Origin of the sequence: Mesorhizobium sp. RIZ17, assembly GCF_051127865.1 — a bacterium.
In the GTDB taxonomy this organism is placed as follows: Bacteria; Pseudomonadota; Alphaproteobacteria; order Rhizobiales; family Rhizobiaceae; genus Mesorhizobium; species Mesorhizobium humile.
Window position 1 is genome coordinate 215,292 of sequence record NZ_CP147861.1, and the last position, 14,905, is coordinate 230,196.

Sequence of the window (14,905 nt, forward strand, 5' to 3'; positions counted from 1 at the left end):
ACGCGAGACAACAACCTACAGCAGGTCATAGCAGGACAAGAAGTCATGAATGCCCCGCAAATCATTAAAACCTCAACCGGCGAGGAATTGGTCGTGATCCCTAAAGCGGATTACGAGGCGTTGCTGCATGCCGCCGAGGAGGCTCTCGAAGATGCTGCGGATGTCGCCATCTATGACGAGCGCGAAGCCGACCTCAAAACCGAAAGGGCGCTGCCGGCGGACGTCACCATGGATGTCTTGCGCGGCTCCAGTCGACTAAAGGCGCTGCGCAACTGGCGAAAGCTCACCCAAGCCGAACTGGCCGCGGCGATCGGTGTGAGCCAGGGTTTCCTGTCGGACCTCGAATCCAATCGCCGTAAGCCGTCTGAGCAGACCAGCGCAATGCTGGCGAAGGCGCTCGATATCCCCGGAGAATGGATCGAGCCTTAAAGCATGTCTCCCGAAAGTGGGAACCGGTTTCGGGATAAAGACATGCGTAAATCAAAAACCTAAAGCGCATGGAGCGAATCTGAAGATTGCGACGCGCTTTAGTCGTCCTCAGGCCGGGTCCGTCACAGCCTCCTGTGTGTGCATGCGCTCGACTTCCCTCGGGGTCGGCCTGGCCACTTTCGTCACGAAGACGATGACCGCCAGCGTCAGGAAAATCGCACCGAGCACATAGGGCGCGCCGCCGAACACAATCGGCGCCGTCGGGCTCGTGAACCAGGAAAAGATCGCGGTGTAGAGCAGCGGCGTGATGATCGAGGTGATCGAGAAGATCGAGGTCATCGCGCCCTGCAATTCGCCTTGCGCCGAAGGCGGCACCTTGGCGGCGGCGAGGCTTCTGAGCGGCGGATCGGCCAGCGCTTCCAGGCAGCCAGCCACGATCACCGCATAGATCATCCAGCCTTGCGTCGAAAACGCGTAGCCGAAGGCGCTGAGCGCGGTGAAGGTCAGCCCGATCGCCGCCGTCTTCCACTCGCCAAGTTTCGGAATGATCCGCGGCAGCACCGTCGCCATGACGATCGCGCCGCACAGGCCGAAGGCGCCGAGCGAAAGGCCTATCTGCTGCTGGTTCCAGCCATAGCGATACGTGGAGACGAATGACCAGACCGCCGGATACATCATGTGGCCGAGCGTCATCAGGAAGAACACCAGCCCGATCCAGCCGATGCCCGGATAATTGCGCATCTGCATCAGCGTGCCGACCGGATTGGCGCGCTTCCACTCGAAGCGGCGACGATGCTTCTCATCCAGCGTCTCCGGCAGCAGGAACATCGCGATCAGGAAATTCACCAAGGCAAGCGCGGCGGCGAAATAGAACGGCACGCGCGGCCCGAACGTGCCGAGCAGCCCGCCCAGCACCGGGCCGATGACGAAGCCGACGCCGAAGGCGATGCCGAGCAGGCCGAAATTCTTCGCCCGGTTCTCGTCGTTCGAGATGTCGGCGATGAAGGCGGATGTCGTCGAATAGCTGGCGCCGGAAATGCCGGCGAGCACCCGGCCGATGAACAGCATCGGATAGGACCAGGCGACGGCGCAGATCAAATTGTCGATCGAGAAGGTCAGCACCGAGGCAAGCAGGACCGGCCGGCGCCCGAAGCGGTCGCTCAGGCCGCCGATGATCGGTGCGAAGAAGAATTGCATCGCCGCATAGACGAAGAACAACCAGCCGCCCTCGATCGCGGCCTCACTGACGCTGACGCCGCTCAGTTCCTCCAGATAGGCCGGCAGCACCGGCATGATGATGCCGAAGCCGATGATGTCGAGCAGCAGCGTCGTGAAAACGAGCGCAAGGCCCCGCTTGGCGGTTTTCGGGTCGATCATGGTGACAAGCTCCTCAGGCCGCCTCGGGGCACAGGCGGGAGGCACCTTATAGGCGAGGTAAGCGACTGGAACAATCCGCGAACGCAGGCAAACGTCCTATGCTGACATCCCTTGCCAGCCATCTTCGATCGTCGTCGTCACCCTAAAAGAAGCGGCAGCGACGCCTCAGATCGGACCGCTCATCGTGTTGCAGTCGGACAGCTTGCCGCTCTTGTAGCCGCGCGCCAGCCATGTCTGCCGCTGCTGCGAGGTGCCATGGTTGAAGCTTTCCGGCACGACATAGCCCTGCATCTTCTTCTGCAGCGTATCGTCGCCGATCTGCTTGGCGGCATTCAGCGCGCTTTCGATATCGCCCTGCTCCAATATGCCTTTTTGCTGGGTGTAGTGGGCCCACACGCCGGCGAAGCAATCGGCCTGAAGCTCGATGCGCACCGAGAGCTGGTTGGCGTCGGCCTCGCTCATGCCTTGCCGCATCTGGTTGAACTTTTCCATGATGCCGGTGAGGTTCTGCACATGGTGGCCGACCTCATGCGCCACCACATAGGCACGCGCGAACTCGCCGGAGGCGCCGAACTGCTGGTCGAGCTGCTGGAAGAAGGTCATGTCGAGATAGACCTTGTGATCACCCGGGCAATAGAACGGCCCGGCCGCCGCCGAGGCGAAACCGCAGGCCGAACGGACCTGGCCGCTGAACAGCACCAGCTTGGGATCCTCATAGGTCAGGCCCTGGGACTTGAAGATGCCGGTCCAGGTGTCTTCGGTTTCCGCCAGCACCGTCGCCACGAACTGCTTCATCTCGTCATTGGCGGGCGCGCCGCCATTGTCCTGCGAGCCGCTGTTGTCGGTGATCTGGCCGCCATCGCCGCCGCCCAGGATTTGCGACGGGTCGAAGCCGAAATACCATCCCGCGAGCACGACCAGGATAACCAGGAGGATGCTGCCGCCACCGCCGGTACGGCCACCGATGGGAAGCTGGAACTGGCCGCCGCCACCCAATCCACCGCCACCGCCGCTGTCACTGCGTTCATCCTCGATGTTGTCGCTCTGACGACGGCCTCTCCAAAGCATGGCAACTCCTCGCAAACGCGAATGTCCTGGAGGGACTGGCCCGCGACCGCCCCCTACAGACAATTATCGCAACGGCTGGCCTAAGTCACAGAATTTTTCGCTCCGGCCAGATGTCGGCCGCGCCGGAAACTTCAATCAGGCAGGTAAAGCCGACCGACCATAAACTGGCTAAAAACCTCAACTTTTCTGCTTGGCGCCTGCGCTCTTGCCGTCCGAACTCTTCGAACGTTCCTCGAAACGCGCCGCGCCCTTCTTCAGCGGATGGCCGGTCTCGGCCTCGGTCTTGCGCTCGTCCTTGGCGGCCGCCTGCCGCAATCCCCTGGCTGCCTGCTTTCCTTTAGCGGTCGGTGCCTGTTCGACGCCCATTGCTTCCTCCTTGAGCGCGATAATCGCGCGATGTGTGGGAAGTAATGCGGCGGAGATGCGTCGGTTCCGCTTCAATCCAATCGGACTGGCCGGAGACCTAGGCCTGGCGATGCGTCATCGCCCGGCGGAAAGCTTCCAGCGTTTCGGCGCTGACATGGTGCTCGATGCCCTCGGCGTCGATGCGCGCCGTCTCGGCGCTGACGCCGAGCGAGCGTAGGAACGCCTCAACCGTCTGGTGGCGGATGCGGCTTTCCTCGGCGACCTTGCGGCCGGCTTCGGTCAGGAACACGCCGCGATAGGGCTTTCGCGACACCAACCCATCGGCGCACAGCCTGGTCAGCATCTTTGCCACCGTCGGCTGCGCAACGCCGAGCCTTGCCGCGATATCCACCTGCCGCGCCTCGTTGCCGTCCTCGATCAGGTCGGCGATCAGCTCGACATAGTCCTCAACCAGCGCGCTGCGGCGCGCTTGGCGCTGCTGCCGGAACCCTTCCGAATGGATTTCGGCATCGGGAAGCGGCTCCTCGCGTCGAACTGGTTTGTTCCTCAGCGCCAATACGCGCTCCTCCTTGAATCGGGATCGCATCCATAACACGAACCCTGATGGTCCGGCCGTTTATTTGCATTCCCGCGCATGCGCAACCGGCGTCTGCGGCAGCCTGCCGCCAGCCTTGCTTTAGCGTACACGAAAGCATAATCAATGAAATATAGCCTATTGCATAATGTTGAGCCATGGCGTAGATAAAAGGCACATTCGATACATTCCAGCGGAAATCCCCCCAATGTCCGACGCCGATGCAGCAACCGTAGCCCGACCCGCATGGCGATTCGACAGGCCCGACGACGAGCAGCCGAGTCTGCGCGAGGTGAATGCCTCGATCGCGGTGCCCCAGACCGGCGTCTGGTTCCGCCGCCTGTTCGCCTTCATGGGGCCGGGCTACATGGTCTCGGTCGGCTATATGGATCCTGGCAACTGGGCGACCGACCTCGCCGGCGGCGCCCAGTTCGGCTACAGGCTGCTTTTCATCATCATGTTGTCGAACCTGATGGCGATCCTGCTGCAGGCGCTGTCCGCCCGCCTCGGCATCGCCACCGGGCGCGACCTTGCCCAGGCCTGCCGCGCCTACTATCCGCGCCCGGTCAATTTGATGCTCTGGATCGCCTGCGAGCTGGCGATCATCGCCTGCGACCTCGCCGAAGTGATCGGCACGGCGATCGCGCTGCAGCTTCTGTTCGGCATTCCGCTGATCGGCGGCGCCGTGCTGACCGCGCTCGACGCCTTCCTGGTGCTTCTCCTGATGAACAAAGGCTTCCGCTATCTCGAAGCCTTCGTCATCGCGCTCCTGATCATCATCTTCGGCTGTTTTGCCATCCAGATCTTCGTCGCCGCGCCGCCGGCCGGCACGATCCTGCATTCGATGTTCGTGCCGTCACCCGAGATCGTCACCAATCCAACGATGCTCTACATCGCCATCGGCATCATCGGTGCGACGGTCATGCCGCATAATCTCTATCTGCATTCCTCGATCGTGCAGACCCGCGCCTACGAGCGCACCGATGCAGGCAAGCGCGACGCCATCAAATGGGCGACGATGGATTCGACCATTGCGCTGATCCTGGCGCTGTTCGTCAACGCCTCGATCCTGATCGTCGCGGCGGTCGCCTTCCACAACACCGGGCACCAGGACGTTGCCGAGATCGGCCAGGCCTTCGAGCTCTTGTCGCCGCTGCTGGGCTTGAGCATCGCCTCGATCCTGTTCGCGGTCGCGCTGCTGGCCTCCGGCCTCAACTCGACGGTCACCGCGACGCTTGCCGGCCAGATCGTGATGGAAGGCTTCCTGCGGCTGCGCATCCCGCAATGGGCAAGGCGCCTCCTGACGCGCGGCATCGCCATCGTGCCGGTGGTGGCCGTCACCGCGTTCTACGGTGAGAAGGGCACAGCTCATTTGCTGGTCTTCAGCCAGGTGGTGCTGTCGATGCAACTGCCCTTCGCGGTCATCCCGCTTGTGCAGTTCGTGTCGGACAAGAAGAAGATGGGCAATTTCGCCATACCGCGCGGCGTCGCGGCGCTGGCCTGGGTGGTTGCCGCCGTCATCCTCGTTCTCAACTTCAAGCTGCTCTACGACACCATCGCCGGCTGACCGCGACATTCGCGGCTGGCCGCGCTATCTTCTTCAAGCATGGCCGGATCGGACGACGCCCGCAAATTCTACGCCAGGCTGATGGCCGCGCAGGCGCGTTCGGCCGACCCGCGCATCGAGCAGGTGTTTGCTTCCGTTCCGCGTGAGGCCTTTCTCGGCTCCGGGCCCTGGACCGTCTTCGCCGGCGAGGGCAGAATCCAGACACCGACGGCCGATCCAAGCTATATCTACCAGAACGTGCTTGTCGTGCTCGATGCCGACAAGGCCATCAACAATGGCGAGCCACTGCTGCATGCCATGTGGCTCGGCAAGGTCGGGCCGAAGCCTGGCGAGCACGTCGCCCATATCGGCGCCGGCACGGGCTACTACACGGCGCTGCTGGCGAAGCTGGTCGAGCCGGGCGGCAGCGTCACCGCCTTCGAACTCGAGGCCGGTCTCGCCGCGCGCGCCAGGACGAACCTCGCCCGGTACGGCAACATCGAAGTGATCCATGGCGACGCCGTCGCCAATCCGCTGCCGCTATCCGACATCATCTATGTCAATGCCGGCGTCGTTGCTCCGCCCGCCGCATGGCTGAAGGCGTTGAAGCCCGGCGGCCGCATGATCTTTCCGTGGCGCCCGTCCGAAACCGTCGGCCTCGCGGTCCTCGTAACCCGCCTGGAAAACGGCTTTGCTTGCCGACCCTTCATGGGTTCCTGGTTCATCCCCTGCGTCGGCGCCTCCACCGCCGAGCCGGGCGCGAAAATACCGACCCGCGAGCGTGCCGCGCGCACCCGCTCGATCTGGCTGGCGGCAGCCAGGACACCGGACCGGACGGCAACCGCCGTGTTCGGCGACGTCTGGTTCTCATCGCGTGCTGTCCCCGCCGACAGCACGCGATAGAAATTTTAAAGGCCCTTGTCGAAAACGCGCCTTGCCGTTCGTCCTAGGAGCAATTCCGGGAAAAGTGCGAAGCGGTTTTCCGTCGGGAATTGCGTCAAAACGCTCTAACCAGAAATCCGGCCGCGACGGCGCGGATCAGCCAAAAGGAAAACCAGATGCGCAAGATCATCGCCGCCACATTCGTAAGCCTCGACGGCGTCATGCAGGCGCCCGGCGGCCCGGAAGAGGATCCGGTCGGCGGCTTCAAGTTCGGCGGCTGGACCTTCCATTACTTCGACGAGGTGGGGGGCGCGGCAATGGAGGAGCTGTTCTCCAAGCCCTTCGCCCTGCTGCTCGGCCGCAGAACCTACGACATCTTCGCCGCGTATTGGCCGTATCAGAACGATCAGATCGCCGATGTCTTCAACCCCGCGGTCAAATATGTGGCGACGCACCGGCCGGATACGCTGACCTGGCAGAACACGCAGTCGCTCGGGCCCGATATCGTTGCAAGGCTCAAGGAACTCAAGCAGGAAGACGGACCCGACCTGCTCATCCAGGGATCGGGCAACCTGATCCAGACCTTGCTCGCCAACGGACTGATCGATGAGATCCGGCTGATGGTCTTCCCGCTGGTGCTGGGCAAGGGCAAGCGGCTGTTCGGCGACAACGCGATGCCGGCGGCCTTCAAGCTCGTCAAATCGCAGACCTCCACCACCGGCGTCATCATCGCGACCTATGAGCGCGCGGGTGAAATCCGCACCGGCTCGTTTGCTCAACAGGAGCCTTCGCAAGCCGAGATGGAACGGCGCAGGAACTGGAAGTAGTGCGATCGCGCGGCGGGCCGGGCCACCGCGTATTCGCTTTATGAAGCCCCCTTTCGCAACGACGACTGAACGGTCAGGAGCCGCCGATGATACCCACCATCACCGCCTTCGAACGATCGCCCGACGGCGGCAGGGGGCTGGCGCGCGACATGCACGTGCGCTGGGCGCTCGAGGAAGTCGGCCAGCCTTATGACGTTCGTCTCGTTTCGTTCGATGCGATGAAGCAACCCGCGCATGTTGCGATCAGCCCCTTCGGCAATATCCCGACCTATGAAGAAGGCGATCTCGCTCTGTTCGAGTCGGGCGCGATCGTCCTTCACATCGCGGTGCGTCACCCTGGCCTGATGCCCGAGGATGCAAACGCACGGGCGCGCGCGATCGCCTGGATGTTCGCGGCCTTCAGCACCATCGAGCAGCCGATCCTCGACCGCACGACGGCCGTGATCCTGGAGCGCGACGCGCCGTGGCGCGACCAGCGCCTGCCCCTGGTCGACGACCGGATCCGCAAGCGACTGGCCGAGCTCTCCCGCCACTTGGGCGATCGCGACTGGCTCGAAGGCGCCTTCAGCGCCGGCGACCTCGTCATGGTGGGCGTGCTGCGCCGGTTGCAAAGATCGGGTCTGCTGACCGAGTTCCCGAACCTCGCCGCCTATGTCGCCCGCGGCGAGGCGCGGCCGGCTTTCAAGCGCGCTTTCGAGGCGCAACTGGCGGTCGCCATCGCCGCGTCGAGCGGCTGACCGGCCCCCCAGCCGTTCACGCCGCCTGGCGGTAGCGTGAAAGGCCCTCGCGGATATGGCCGGCAAAAGCCTGCGCGGCCGGCTGGGTGGCGTGCTTCGGCAGATGCAGGTTGACGGAAAAATTCGGCAGCGCCGGAAGGCCGGCATCGGACAGGATGTCGAGATCGGCCGGAACCGTCGAGGCAAGCCAGGTGGTCACCGCCAGGTCCGAGCGCACCGTCGCGGTGGTCGCATCGATGTTGCCGTTCTCGAACACGGTGCGCCAGTCGAGCCCGTGCTCGCCAAGCGCTGCCAGCACCGCCGGCCGGAAGGCGCAGGTGTCGGCGACGATGGAAACCGGCAGCGGCCGTTTCAGGCGTGCCGCCCCGCCTCTGGCGCCGACCCATACAAGTCGGTCGACGAGCAGGCATTCGCCGGCAGTGGGACCGACGCGCTCCTCGATGACGGCAAGGTCGATCGTGCCCGCCGCCAGGGCCGCCGCGAGTTCCGGCGAGGAAGCGCAGACCAGCGAGATCTCGACCTGCGGATAGGCCTCGGCATAGGCCTTCAGCACCGGCGCGAGCAGCGTCCCGACGAGATCGTAAGGCACGCCGATCCGCACCTGCCCCGCAACCGCCCCGCCCCTGATTTCGGCTAGGATCTCGTCATTGAGCTGCAGCAGGCGCCTTGCCCTGTCGAGCAGCCGCTCGCCGGATCGCGTCAGCTTCAGGCCGCGGCGGCCGCGCTCGAACAGGCTCTGACCGAGCACCTCTTCCAGCCGCTTGACCTGCTGGCTGACGGCGCCTTGCGTCAGGTGAAGCGCATTGGCGGCCGCCGTCATGCTGGCCTTGTCGGCCGTCGTGACGAAGGTGCGGATGAGAGTCATGTCGAGGTCGCGGGTCATGGTCGGCATTATAGTCCCTAATGCAAACCATATCAAACATTGCATTTACTGATGCCGCGAAGCGCCTAAGCATGCCGGCTTCCTCCACTGGGAAGCCCGCATGTCCGAAACCATCATCCCGCTGGTGCTGTTCGCGCTGATCTCCACCTCGACGCCCGGCATCGCCACGACTTTGTCGACCGCGTCCGGCGCGCAATTCGGCTTTCGCCGTTCGGTGCCGTTGATGGCCGGCAGTGCCGCGGGGCTGGCTAGCGTGGCGGCCGCGGGCGCGGCGGGCCTCGCCGGCTTGCTCGCCGCGGTGCCGTCCCTGCAGCTTGCCATGAAGATAGCGGGCTCGCTCTATCTCATCTGGCTTGCGGTCAAGATCAGCCGCAGCGGTCCGCCCAATCTCGATATCAGCATGGCCAGGCCGAGCAGCTTCTTCGGCGGCGCCGGCATCCAGTGGATGAATCCGAAAGGCTGGGCGATGGGGCTCGGCGCCGCCGCATCTTTCGCGGCACTGGCGGACGGTCCGCTGCAACTCGCGCTGCTGCTGGGCGCGGTATTCGGGCTGGCCGCGGCTTTCTCGCTGTCGCTGTGGTGCGTGGCGGGAACTCTCCTTGCCCGCCTGCTCAAGACGGAGCGGCAGTGGCGCACCCTCAACATCGTGCTGGGCCTGCTGCTGGCCGCCTCGATCCTGCAGATGTGGCGGCCAGTGTAAAAGCGCTGTTTCCTCGCCCCCATGCAGGTGGCTACGGCATGCACACATTTCCAAGCGGCTGGCCTTTGGCGATAGCGTGCATGGCAGCTGGCGCATGCATTAGCGCTGGTCGACCCCCACTCCGTCTCGGCTTCGCCGAGCCACCTCTCCCCCGATCGACGGGGTAGAGGAAGGTGCCAAGCTTTTGCCGTCAACGCTCGTCCAGCAACGCCCCCTTCCTTTCCCTCCGGAGGGGGGAAAGGTGGCGCTGCGAAGCAGCGACGGATTGGGGGAACCACGTGGCAATCAAGCCTCGGCCTGATCAGTCGGCAACCAGTATCCGGGGACAGACTCGCCCTGCGAAAGCCCCTCTCCGGCCGCTCCGCGGCCACCTCCCCACTTCGTGGGGCGAGGAACCAGCCTTCAGACGGCGTAGCGCGCCGCCGGCTTGCCGGAGAACAGGCTGCCGAAGAACCGGTCCCGGGCACCGAGATAGGTGGCCAGCCCGGCCGCATCGGCAAGGCCGGGCGCGGTGACGGTCTCGCCTTGGGCGAGCCCTGCAAGCGCCGCGTCGACCAGATCTTCGGCACTCATGATCCAGTCCGGATTGATCCCGTCGAGGCTGATGCCGGAGACGTCCCACAGCTCGGTGCGGATCGGCCCGGGCACGACGGACTGCACCTTTACATTGGTGCCGGCGACTTCCTTCTGCAGCGCTTCCGTGAAGTTGGCGACATAGGCCTTGGTGCCGCTGTAGATGCCGCCGACGGCAATGCCATAGGCGACGACCGAGGCGATGTTGATGATGGCGCCGCGGTTGCGCGCAAGCAGGCCCGGCAAGACCGCGCGGGTCAGCCTGGTCAGCGCCACGACATTGACCTTGATCATGCGCTCCGCCGTGTCGGCGTCGGCGTCGGCAATCGTCTCCAGGCCGGCCACGCCGGCATTGTTGATCAGCAACGTCACGCTGTCGTCCGTCGCGACCGCCTGCTCGACGCGGCGCAGATCGGCATCGACGGAGAGATCGGCGACAATCGTCTTCACCTTGCGGCCATAGGCATAGGCCAGCCTGTCAGCCACTTCCTGCAGGCGGTCGGCGCGGCGCGCCACCAGCACCAGGTCGTAGCCCTGCCCCGCCAGCCGGTCGGCATAGACCGCACCGATGCCCGACGATCCGCCTGTGATGACGGCCGTGCCCTTGTTGTCCTTCGTGCTCATTGTCCTGTTCCTTTGTTTGGCTTCTTTTGGTTCGGCGCCGACGACGACATCATCCGCCGAGCCTATGATTTCAATTAGTGGCATATGCCACTTTTGCCGAAGTAGGTATATGCCACTATCTTGTCAACGGCAGCGGCAAAAACTATTTCTGCGACAGGCTGGCGCATCTCATCGCCGGCAAGGAGTGATCATGACCGAAGCTCGGAAGCCAGGATTCAGCGACTGCAACAACGCCACGCTGCGGCGCGCCGCGCGCAGCCTCGGCCGCTTCTACGACGACGCGCTGGCGCCTTCGGGCCTGAAGAGCACGCAGTTCGGCCTGATCTTTCAGATCCACATCAGCGATCAGCCGGCGATGGGCACCATCGCTGAAGCGATGATCATGGATCTCTCCGCGCTCGGCCACACGCTGAAGCCGCTGATCCGCGACGGCTATGTCGAGACTTTTGCCGACAAGGACGACCGCCGCGTCAAGCGCGTGCGGCTGACGCCGCAAGGCCAGGCCAAGCTCGACGAGGCGCTCAAGCTTTGGAGCGTCGCCCAGCGGGAATTCGAGGATAAGGTCGGCGCGGAACAGGCGGCGAAGCTGCGCGCCGCGCTGGACGCGGTCGCCGACCTGAACCTCGAAATGCCGAAGGCCGCTCCTTCAGACTGAAGAAGCGGCCATCGTTCAATTCCTTGGTTGTGTTAAGGCGTGATGAGATTCAGGTCAGGCCGAGCCGAAAATGGCGGGTTCCGAGAACCGGAGCGGAGCGTACTTAAGGTACGTGAGCACCGGAAGCGCAGGAAACCGTCATTTGCAGGCCGGCCTCACCTGAATATCATCACGCCTTACTCCGCCGGCATGGCGACCGGCCGCGCCAACATCCGGCCGGCAAGCACGACGGCCAGGCCGACGATCGGGAACACGGCGGCTATCAGGCCGAGATCGGCCGGGGCGCCGAAGCGCAGCACCGCGGCTCCGACCACCGCGCCCAGCGCGACGCCGAGATAGAGCGCCGAGGCGTTGAGCGACAAAACGATGGGCGCGGCGTCGGGCGCCAGCTTGATGATGCGGCTCGCCTGCGCCGGCGGGAAGGCCCAGCCGACGATGCCCCATGGCACCATCATGGCCATCAGCGCCGGTCCGGCGAGATGATGCGGCAGGAAGGTCGGGATCAGCGAGAAGGTGACGAGCATCGCGGCCGACAGTGTCAGCGACCAGGCGACGGTGCGGGTGGCGCCGAAGCGGTCGGCGGCCTGCCCGCCGGCGATGTTGCCGATGACGGCGCCGACGCCGAAGGCAAGCAGCATGCCCGGCAGCGCGATCGGCGAGAGCCCGCCGCCTTCGATGGCCAAGGGCGCGATGAAGGCGAACACCGTGAAGGCTCCGACCAGCGCAAGCGCCGTCGTCACAAGGATCGGCATCACGCCGGGGCGGATGGCCGCCGCCAGCCGGCGCTTCAGCGGCAGCCTGGTGCCGATAATGCCGCGCGGCAGCCGCCACCACAGGATCGCGCCGGACAGCGCGCCGAGCGCCGCGATGGCGAAGAACGTGCCGCGCCAGCCGGCAATCGCCGCGACCAGCGCGCCGAGCGGCGCGCCGACCGCCACGGCCACAGTGGTGCCGCCGACGACGACGGCGATGGCGCGCGCCCGGTGATGGTCGTCGACCAGCGCCACGGCCGTGCCTTGCGCGGTCGCCGCGAACAGGCCGGACGACAGCGCCATGACGATGCGCGCGATCAAAAGCAGCTCGAAGGATGAGCTGAGCGCGGCAGCAACATTACCAACGACGAAGAAGACCAGCGTCCACAGGATGACGCGCCGCCGGTCCCAGTCGCCGGTCAGCGTCGCCAGCACCGGCGCGCCGATCGCATAGGCGAGCGCGAAGGCGGTGATCAGCGAGCCGGCAAGCGGCACGGATATGCCGGCATCGGCGGCGATATCGGGAAGAAGGCTCGATATGACGAAGCCTTCGGTCGAGATCGCAAACGATCCGAGCGCAAGCCAGAAGATCCGCTTGTCCATGAGGAATTGTCCTTAGTTCAAAAGTTATTGAACAATTGGACACGGCAGGGCATGATGTCAACCGAGCCGAGACAAAATAGCTGAACCCTGCTGACAGCCCTGTGTCAGGACGGGCGGGAAATGAAGAAGCTGTGCCTGTCGGCCAAGAAAGGAGCCGCGTTGAAGTTCGTGCCGTTTGTGCTTAATTCTGGGTCATGAGCCTGCCCCATCCAACCGCCGACCAGATCAGCCTGCCTATCGTGCTTGCCGTGCTCGGCGACCCGACCCGGCTTGCCATCGTGCGCTATCTGGCGAGCAAGGAAGGCGTGCCGCTGAACTGCAGCAAGTTCCTCGACCTCGCCTCGAAGACCAATCTCAGCTACCACCTCGCCAAGCTGCGCGAGGCGGGCGTCACCCGCAGCGAAGCGGTCGGCACCAGCCGGCTGATAACGCTGCGCCGCGACGACCTCGACAGGCGTTTCCCCGGCCTGCTCGACAGCGTGATTGCCGCGGCCGACGGCGACCCGGCGCTGCCGGCCGTCGGTGTGTCCGAGGCCGAGGTTTCGGTCTGACCCATGCGCATTGCTGTCCTTGCTGACATTCACGGCAACGTGCTCGCCCTGGACGCCGTGCTGAACGATCTCCAGCAGCGCGGCGGCGCCGACATCACCGTCAATCTCGGCGACTGCGTCTCCGGCCCGCTCTGGCCGCGCGAGACGATGGAACGGTTGCAGGCGCTCAACCTGCCGACGGTGCGCGGCAATCACGACCGTCGCGTGGCGCAGGACGCGGCCGATGAGACCATGTGGCCGTCCGATCGCTACGCCCAGGAGCGGCTGACCGCGCCGCAGCGCGAGGCATTGCTCGCCCTGCCGATGACGCTGGATGTCGCGCCCGGAATCGTCGCCTTCCACGCCCGGCCGGACCATGACGAGAAATATCTCGCTGACGCCATTGTCGATGGCCAGCTGGTGCGCGCGCCGCTCGCCGCCATAACGCGCCGGCTGAAGTCGCTCGATCCGGCCTGCCGCCTGGTGTTGTGCGGCCACAGCCACCGCAACGAATTGATCCGCATTCCTGGAGGTCCGGTCCTCTTCAATCCCGGCAGCGTCGGCTGCCCGGCCTATGACGACGACACGCCGCCGGCGCATGTCTCCGAACAGGGCTCACCGCACGCCCGCTACGGTATCGTCGAGCTTGGCAATGACGGCCGTCCCAGCCGCTTCGAAAGCATCGCCGTCGACTATGATCATGAAGCCGCCGCAAAGCAGGCCGAACAGGCGGGGCGGCCGGAGTGGGAGCACGCGCTGCGGACCGGGTTCATGAAGGATTGAACGGAGTTCATATCCATTGAGCGAAGCTCATATGAAGCGCAAGGTCACGCTCCCATCAACGCTGCTCTTGGCCGCTCCATTGCTGCTCGCCGTGCTGCCGGCCTTGGCTCAGAATGCGCCGCAACCGATCATTTCGATTATCGGCGGCCTCGCGCCGGACGATCTCCTCAACATCCGCGCCACCGCTTCGCCGGGTGGCAAGGTGGCAGCGCGCCTGCCGAACGGCACGGCCGTCAAGAATTACGGCTGCAAGACCGTCAACAACTATCCCTGGTGCAAGGTCGAGGATACGCAGGACGCGCACATCACCGGATGGGCGCCCGCCCGCTATCTCAGCCCCAGCAATCCCGCGCCGGCGCCTGAAGACGTCTCCGTGCCCGCCGCCGAAGCCGTCGCGCCTCAGCCACCTTCCGAGGAGCCGCCGCCTGATATCGCTGCGCGCCTGGGCGGCGGTGAGCCGGCCGAGCCGCCATCCGCGGCCGAGATCGGCAGGACCGCAATGCAGGACGCTTATGGCCTCGCCTTCGCGGCCTCGGCAAGCGCCGATCCCGACGCCCCTGCCCCGGGCGCCGGCATCCCCTGCGCTCGTCAGGTCGGCCAGCCAATGACCCGTTGCGAGATAAGCGTCGCGCATAAGGACGGCGACAGCACCGTGACTGTGACCTGGCCGGATGGCGGTAGCCGCGTCATCACCTTCCATGGCGGCAAGCCGAGCGGCTCGGATTCACCCGAAGACTTCCGCTTCACCCGCGAGGGCAACCTCAACATGATCCGCATCGGCGTCTCCGAGCGTTTCGAGATCACCGATGCGCTGGCGCTGGGAGATTAGGGACTAGGCAGTAGGCAATAGGGACTAGGCAGTAGGGCAGGCGGACGCATCCCCCTACTGCCTACTGCCTACTGCCTACTGCCTACTGCCTACTGCCTACTGCCTACTGCCTACTGCCCTACTCCCGCATTTTCGGGGTTACATCGCGCAAAACTCTTCCCTATAAG

17 protein-coding genes are annotated in these 14,905 nt (G+C 64.8%); 10 read left to right on the top strand and 7 right to left on the bottom strand.

The genetic code is table 11. The features are described from left to right. The first annotated feature begins 45 nt into the window (after positions 1–45). Positions 46–429: a helix-turn-helix domain-containing protein gene (locus tag WDX12_RS01100; RefSeq protein WP_434723647.1), complete on the top strand. Its 384-nt coding sequence runs from the start codon at positions 46–48 to the stop codon at positions 427–429. Between the two features lie 108 nt (positions 430–537). Here WDX12_RS01100 and WDX12_RS01105 read toward each other — a convergent pair whose 3' ends face one another. From WDX12_RS01105 to mntR, 4 genes are all read right to left on the bottom strand, one after another. Next, on the bottom strand, positions 538–1,806 hold the full coding sequence (locus WDX12_RS01105) for a TCR/Tet family MFS transporter (protein WP_434723648.1): 1,269 nt from the start codon (positions 1,804–1,806) through the stop codon (positions 538–540). 165 nt (positions 1,807–1,971) lie between these two features. Further along, on the bottom strand, positions 1,972–2,874 hold the full coding sequence (ypfJ, locus tag WDX12_RS01110; protein ID WP_320293477.1) for a KPN_02809 family neutral zinc metallopeptidase: 903 nt from the start codon (positions 2,872–2,874) through the stop codon (positions 1,972–1,974). Positions 2,875–3,051: 177 nt separating this feature from the next. After that, on the bottom strand, positions 3,052–3,240 hold the full coding sequence (locus WDX12_RS01115) for a hypothetical protein (protein WP_140640705.1): 189 nt from the start codon (positions 3,238–3,240) through the stop codon (positions 3,052–3,054). A gap of 97 nt (positions 3,241–3,337) precedes the next feature. Beyond that, complete coding sequence (gene mntR / locus WDX12_RS01120) at positions 3,338–3,796, bottom strand: manganese-binding transcriptional regulator MntR (RefSeq protein ID WP_040996705.1); 459 nt, start codon at positions 3,794–3,796, stop codon at positions 3,338–3,340. 226 nt (positions 3,797–4,022) lie between these two features. Between mntR and WDX12_RS01125 the strand changes: the two genes are divergently transcribed. The 4 genes from WDX12_RS01125 (at position 4,023) to WDX12_RS01140 (ending at position 7,806) form a co-directional block, all read left to right on the top strand. Continuing rightward, complete coding sequence (locus WDX12_RS01125) at positions 4,023–5,381, top strand: Nramp family divalent metal transporter (protein ID WP_434723649.1); 1,359 nt, start codon at positions 4,023–4,025, stop codon at positions 5,379–5,381. Between the two features lie 39 nt (positions 5,382–5,420). Then, complete coding sequence (locus WDX12_RS01130) at positions 5,421–6,263, top strand: protein-L-isoaspartate O-methyltransferase family protein (protein WP_434723650.1); 843 nt, start codon at positions 5,421–5,423, stop codon at positions 6,261–6,263. A gap of 155 nt (positions 6,264–6,418) precedes the next feature. Next, a complete protein-coding gene (locus WDX12_RS01135; RefSeq protein WP_434723651.1) occupies positions 6,419–7,069 on the top strand; it encodes a dihydrofolate reductase family protein in 651 nt (216 codons plus the stop codon). A gap of 86 nt (positions 7,070–7,155) precedes the next feature. Beyond that, positions 7,156–7,806 carry a glutathione S-transferase family protein gene (locus WDX12_RS01140; protein WP_434723652.1) on the top strand — a complete coding sequence of 217 codons (651 nt, stop codon included), beginning with the start codon at positions 7,156–7,158 and terminating at the stop codon, positions 7,804–7,806. 16 nt (positions 7,807–7,822) lie between these two features. Here the strand turns inward: WDX12_RS01140 and WDX12_RS01145 are convergent, their stop codons facing one another. Beyond that, the gene (locus WDX12_RS01145; protein ID WP_434723653.1) at positions 7,823–8,698 is read right to left on the bottom strand and encodes a LysR family transcriptional regulator; all 876 of its coding nucleotides are present in this window, start codon (positions 8,696–8,698) and stop codon (positions 7,823–7,825) included. A gap of 91 nt (positions 8,699–8,789) precedes the next feature. Here WDX12_RS01145 and WDX12_RS01150 point away from each other — a divergent pair, with 91 nt between their 5' ends. After that, positions 8,790–9,389, top strand: coding sequence for a LysE family translocator (locus tag WDX12_RS01150; RefSeq protein WP_434723654.1), 600 nt, complete (start codon positions 8,790–8,792; stop codon positions 9,387–9,389). Between the two features lie 402 nt (positions 9,390–9,791). Here WDX12_RS01150 and WDX12_RS01155 read toward each other — a convergent pair whose 3' ends face one another. Next, entirely contained in the window at positions 9,792–10,586 is a 795-nt protein-coding gene (locus WDX12_RS01155; RefSeq protein ID WP_434723655.1) for an SDR family NAD(P)-dependent oxidoreductase, read from the bottom strand. Between the two features lie 190 nt (positions 10,587–10,776). On the opposite strand from WDX12_RS01155, the gene WDX12_RS01160 reads away from it, so the two are divergent. Next, positions 10,777–11,241 carry a MarR family winged helix-turn-helix transcriptional regulator gene (locus tag WDX12_RS01160; protein WP_434723656.1) on the top strand — a complete coding sequence of 155 codons (465 nt, stop codon included), beginning with the start codon at positions 10,777–10,779 and terminating at the stop codon, positions 11,239–11,241. 176 nt (positions 11,242–11,417) lie between these two features. On the opposite strand, the gene WDX12_RS01165 is transcribed toward WDX12_RS01160, so the two are convergent. After that, on the bottom strand, positions 11,418–12,596 hold the full coding sequence (locus WDX12_RS01165) for an MFS transporter (RefSeq protein WP_434723657.1): 1,179 nt from the start codon (positions 12,594–12,596) through the stop codon (positions 11,418–11,420). Positions 12,597–12,790: 194 nt separating this feature from the next. Here WDX12_RS01165 and WDX12_RS01170 point away from each other — a divergent pair, with 194 nt between their 5' ends. The 3 genes from WDX12_RS01170 to WDX12_RS01180 are packed head-to-tail and all read left to right on the top strand — an operon-like array spanning position 12,791 to position 14,738. Next, positions 12,791–13,147 (top strand): ArsR/SmtB family transcription factor, encoded by a 357-nt coding sequence (locus WDX12_RS01170; RefSeq protein ID WP_320293467.1) that lies wholly within the window; start codon positions 12,791–12,793, stop codon positions 13,145–13,147. Positions 13,148–13,150: 3 nt separating this feature from the next. Beyond that, positions 13,151–13,909, top strand: a complete 759-nt coding sequence (locus WDX12_RS01175; protein ID WP_434723658.1) for a metallophosphoesterase family protein — start codon at positions 13,151–13,153, stop codon at positions 13,907–13,909. Positions 13,910–13,925: 16 nt separating this feature from the next. Further along, positions 13,926–14,738: an SH3 domain-containing protein gene (locus WDX12_RS01180; protein WP_434723659.1), complete on the top strand. Its 813-nt coding sequence runs from the start codon at positions 13,926–13,928 to the stop codon at positions 14,736–14,738. Positions 14,739–14,905: the final 167 nt, after the last annotated feature.

Excerpts from the sequence above, each read along its gene's own strand:
- WDX12_RS01155 (WP_434723655.1), bottom strand. The coding sequence starts at position 10,586 with ATGAGCACGAAGGACAACAAGGGCACGGCCGTCATCACAGGCGGATCG.
- WDX12_RS01150 (WP_434723654.1), top strand. The coding sequence starts at position 8,790 with ATGTCCGAAACCATCATCCCGCTGGTGCTGTTCGCGCTGATCTCCACC.
- WDX12_RS01130 (WP_434723650.1), top strand. The coding sequence starts at position 5,421 with ATGGCCGGATCGGACGACGCCCGCAAATTCTACGCCAGGCTGATGGCC.
- WDX12_RS01115 (WP_140640705.1), bottom strand. The coding sequence starts at position 3,240 with ATGGGCGTCGAACAGGCACCGACCGCTAAAGGAAAGCAGGCAGCCAGG.
- WDX12_RS01140 (WP_434723652.1), top strand. The coding sequence starts at position 7,156 with ATGATACCCACCATCACCGCCTTCGAACGATCGCCCGACGGCGGCAGG.
- WDX12_RS01125 (WP_434723649.1), top strand. The coding sequence starts at position 4,023 with ATGTCCGACGCCGATGCAGCAACCGTAGCCCGACCCGCATGGCGATTC.
- WDX12_RS01100 (WP_434723647.1), top strand. The coding sequence starts at position 46 with ATGAATGCCCCGCAAATCATTAAAACCTCAACCGGCGAGGAATTGGTC.
- WDX12_RS01160 (WP_434723656.1), top strand. The coding sequence starts at position 10,777 with ATGACCGAAGCTCGGAAGCCAGGATTCAGCGACTGCAACAACGCCACG.
- WDX12_RS01145 (WP_434723653.1), bottom strand. The coding sequence starts at position 8,698 with ATGCCGACCATGACCCGCGACCTCGACATGACTCTCATCCGCACCTTC.
- WDX12_RS01175 (WP_434723658.1), top strand. The coding sequence starts at position 13,151 with ATGCGCATTGCTGTCCTTGCTGACATTCACGGCAACGTGCTCGCCCTG.
- WDX12_RS01165 (WP_434723657.1), bottom strand. The coding sequence starts at position 12,596 with ATGGACAAGCGGATCTTCTGGCTTGCGCTCGGATCGTTTGCGATCTCG.
- WDX12_RS01135 (WP_434723651.1), top strand. The coding sequence starts at position 6,419 with ATGCGCAAGATCATCGCCGCCACATTCGTAAGCCTCGACGGCGTCATG.
- WDX12_RS01105 (WP_434723648.1), bottom strand. The coding sequence starts at position 1,806 with ATGATCGACCCGAAAACCGCCAAGCGGGGCCTTGCGCTCGTTTTCACG.
- WDX12_RS01170 (WP_320293467.1), top strand. The coding sequence starts at position 12,791 with ATGAGCCTGCCCCATCCAACCGCCGACCAGATCAGCCTGCCTATCGTG.
- ypfJ (WP_320293477.1), bottom strand. The coding sequence starts at position 2,874 with ATGCTTTGGAGAGGCCGTCGTCAGAGCGACAACATCGAGGATGAACGC.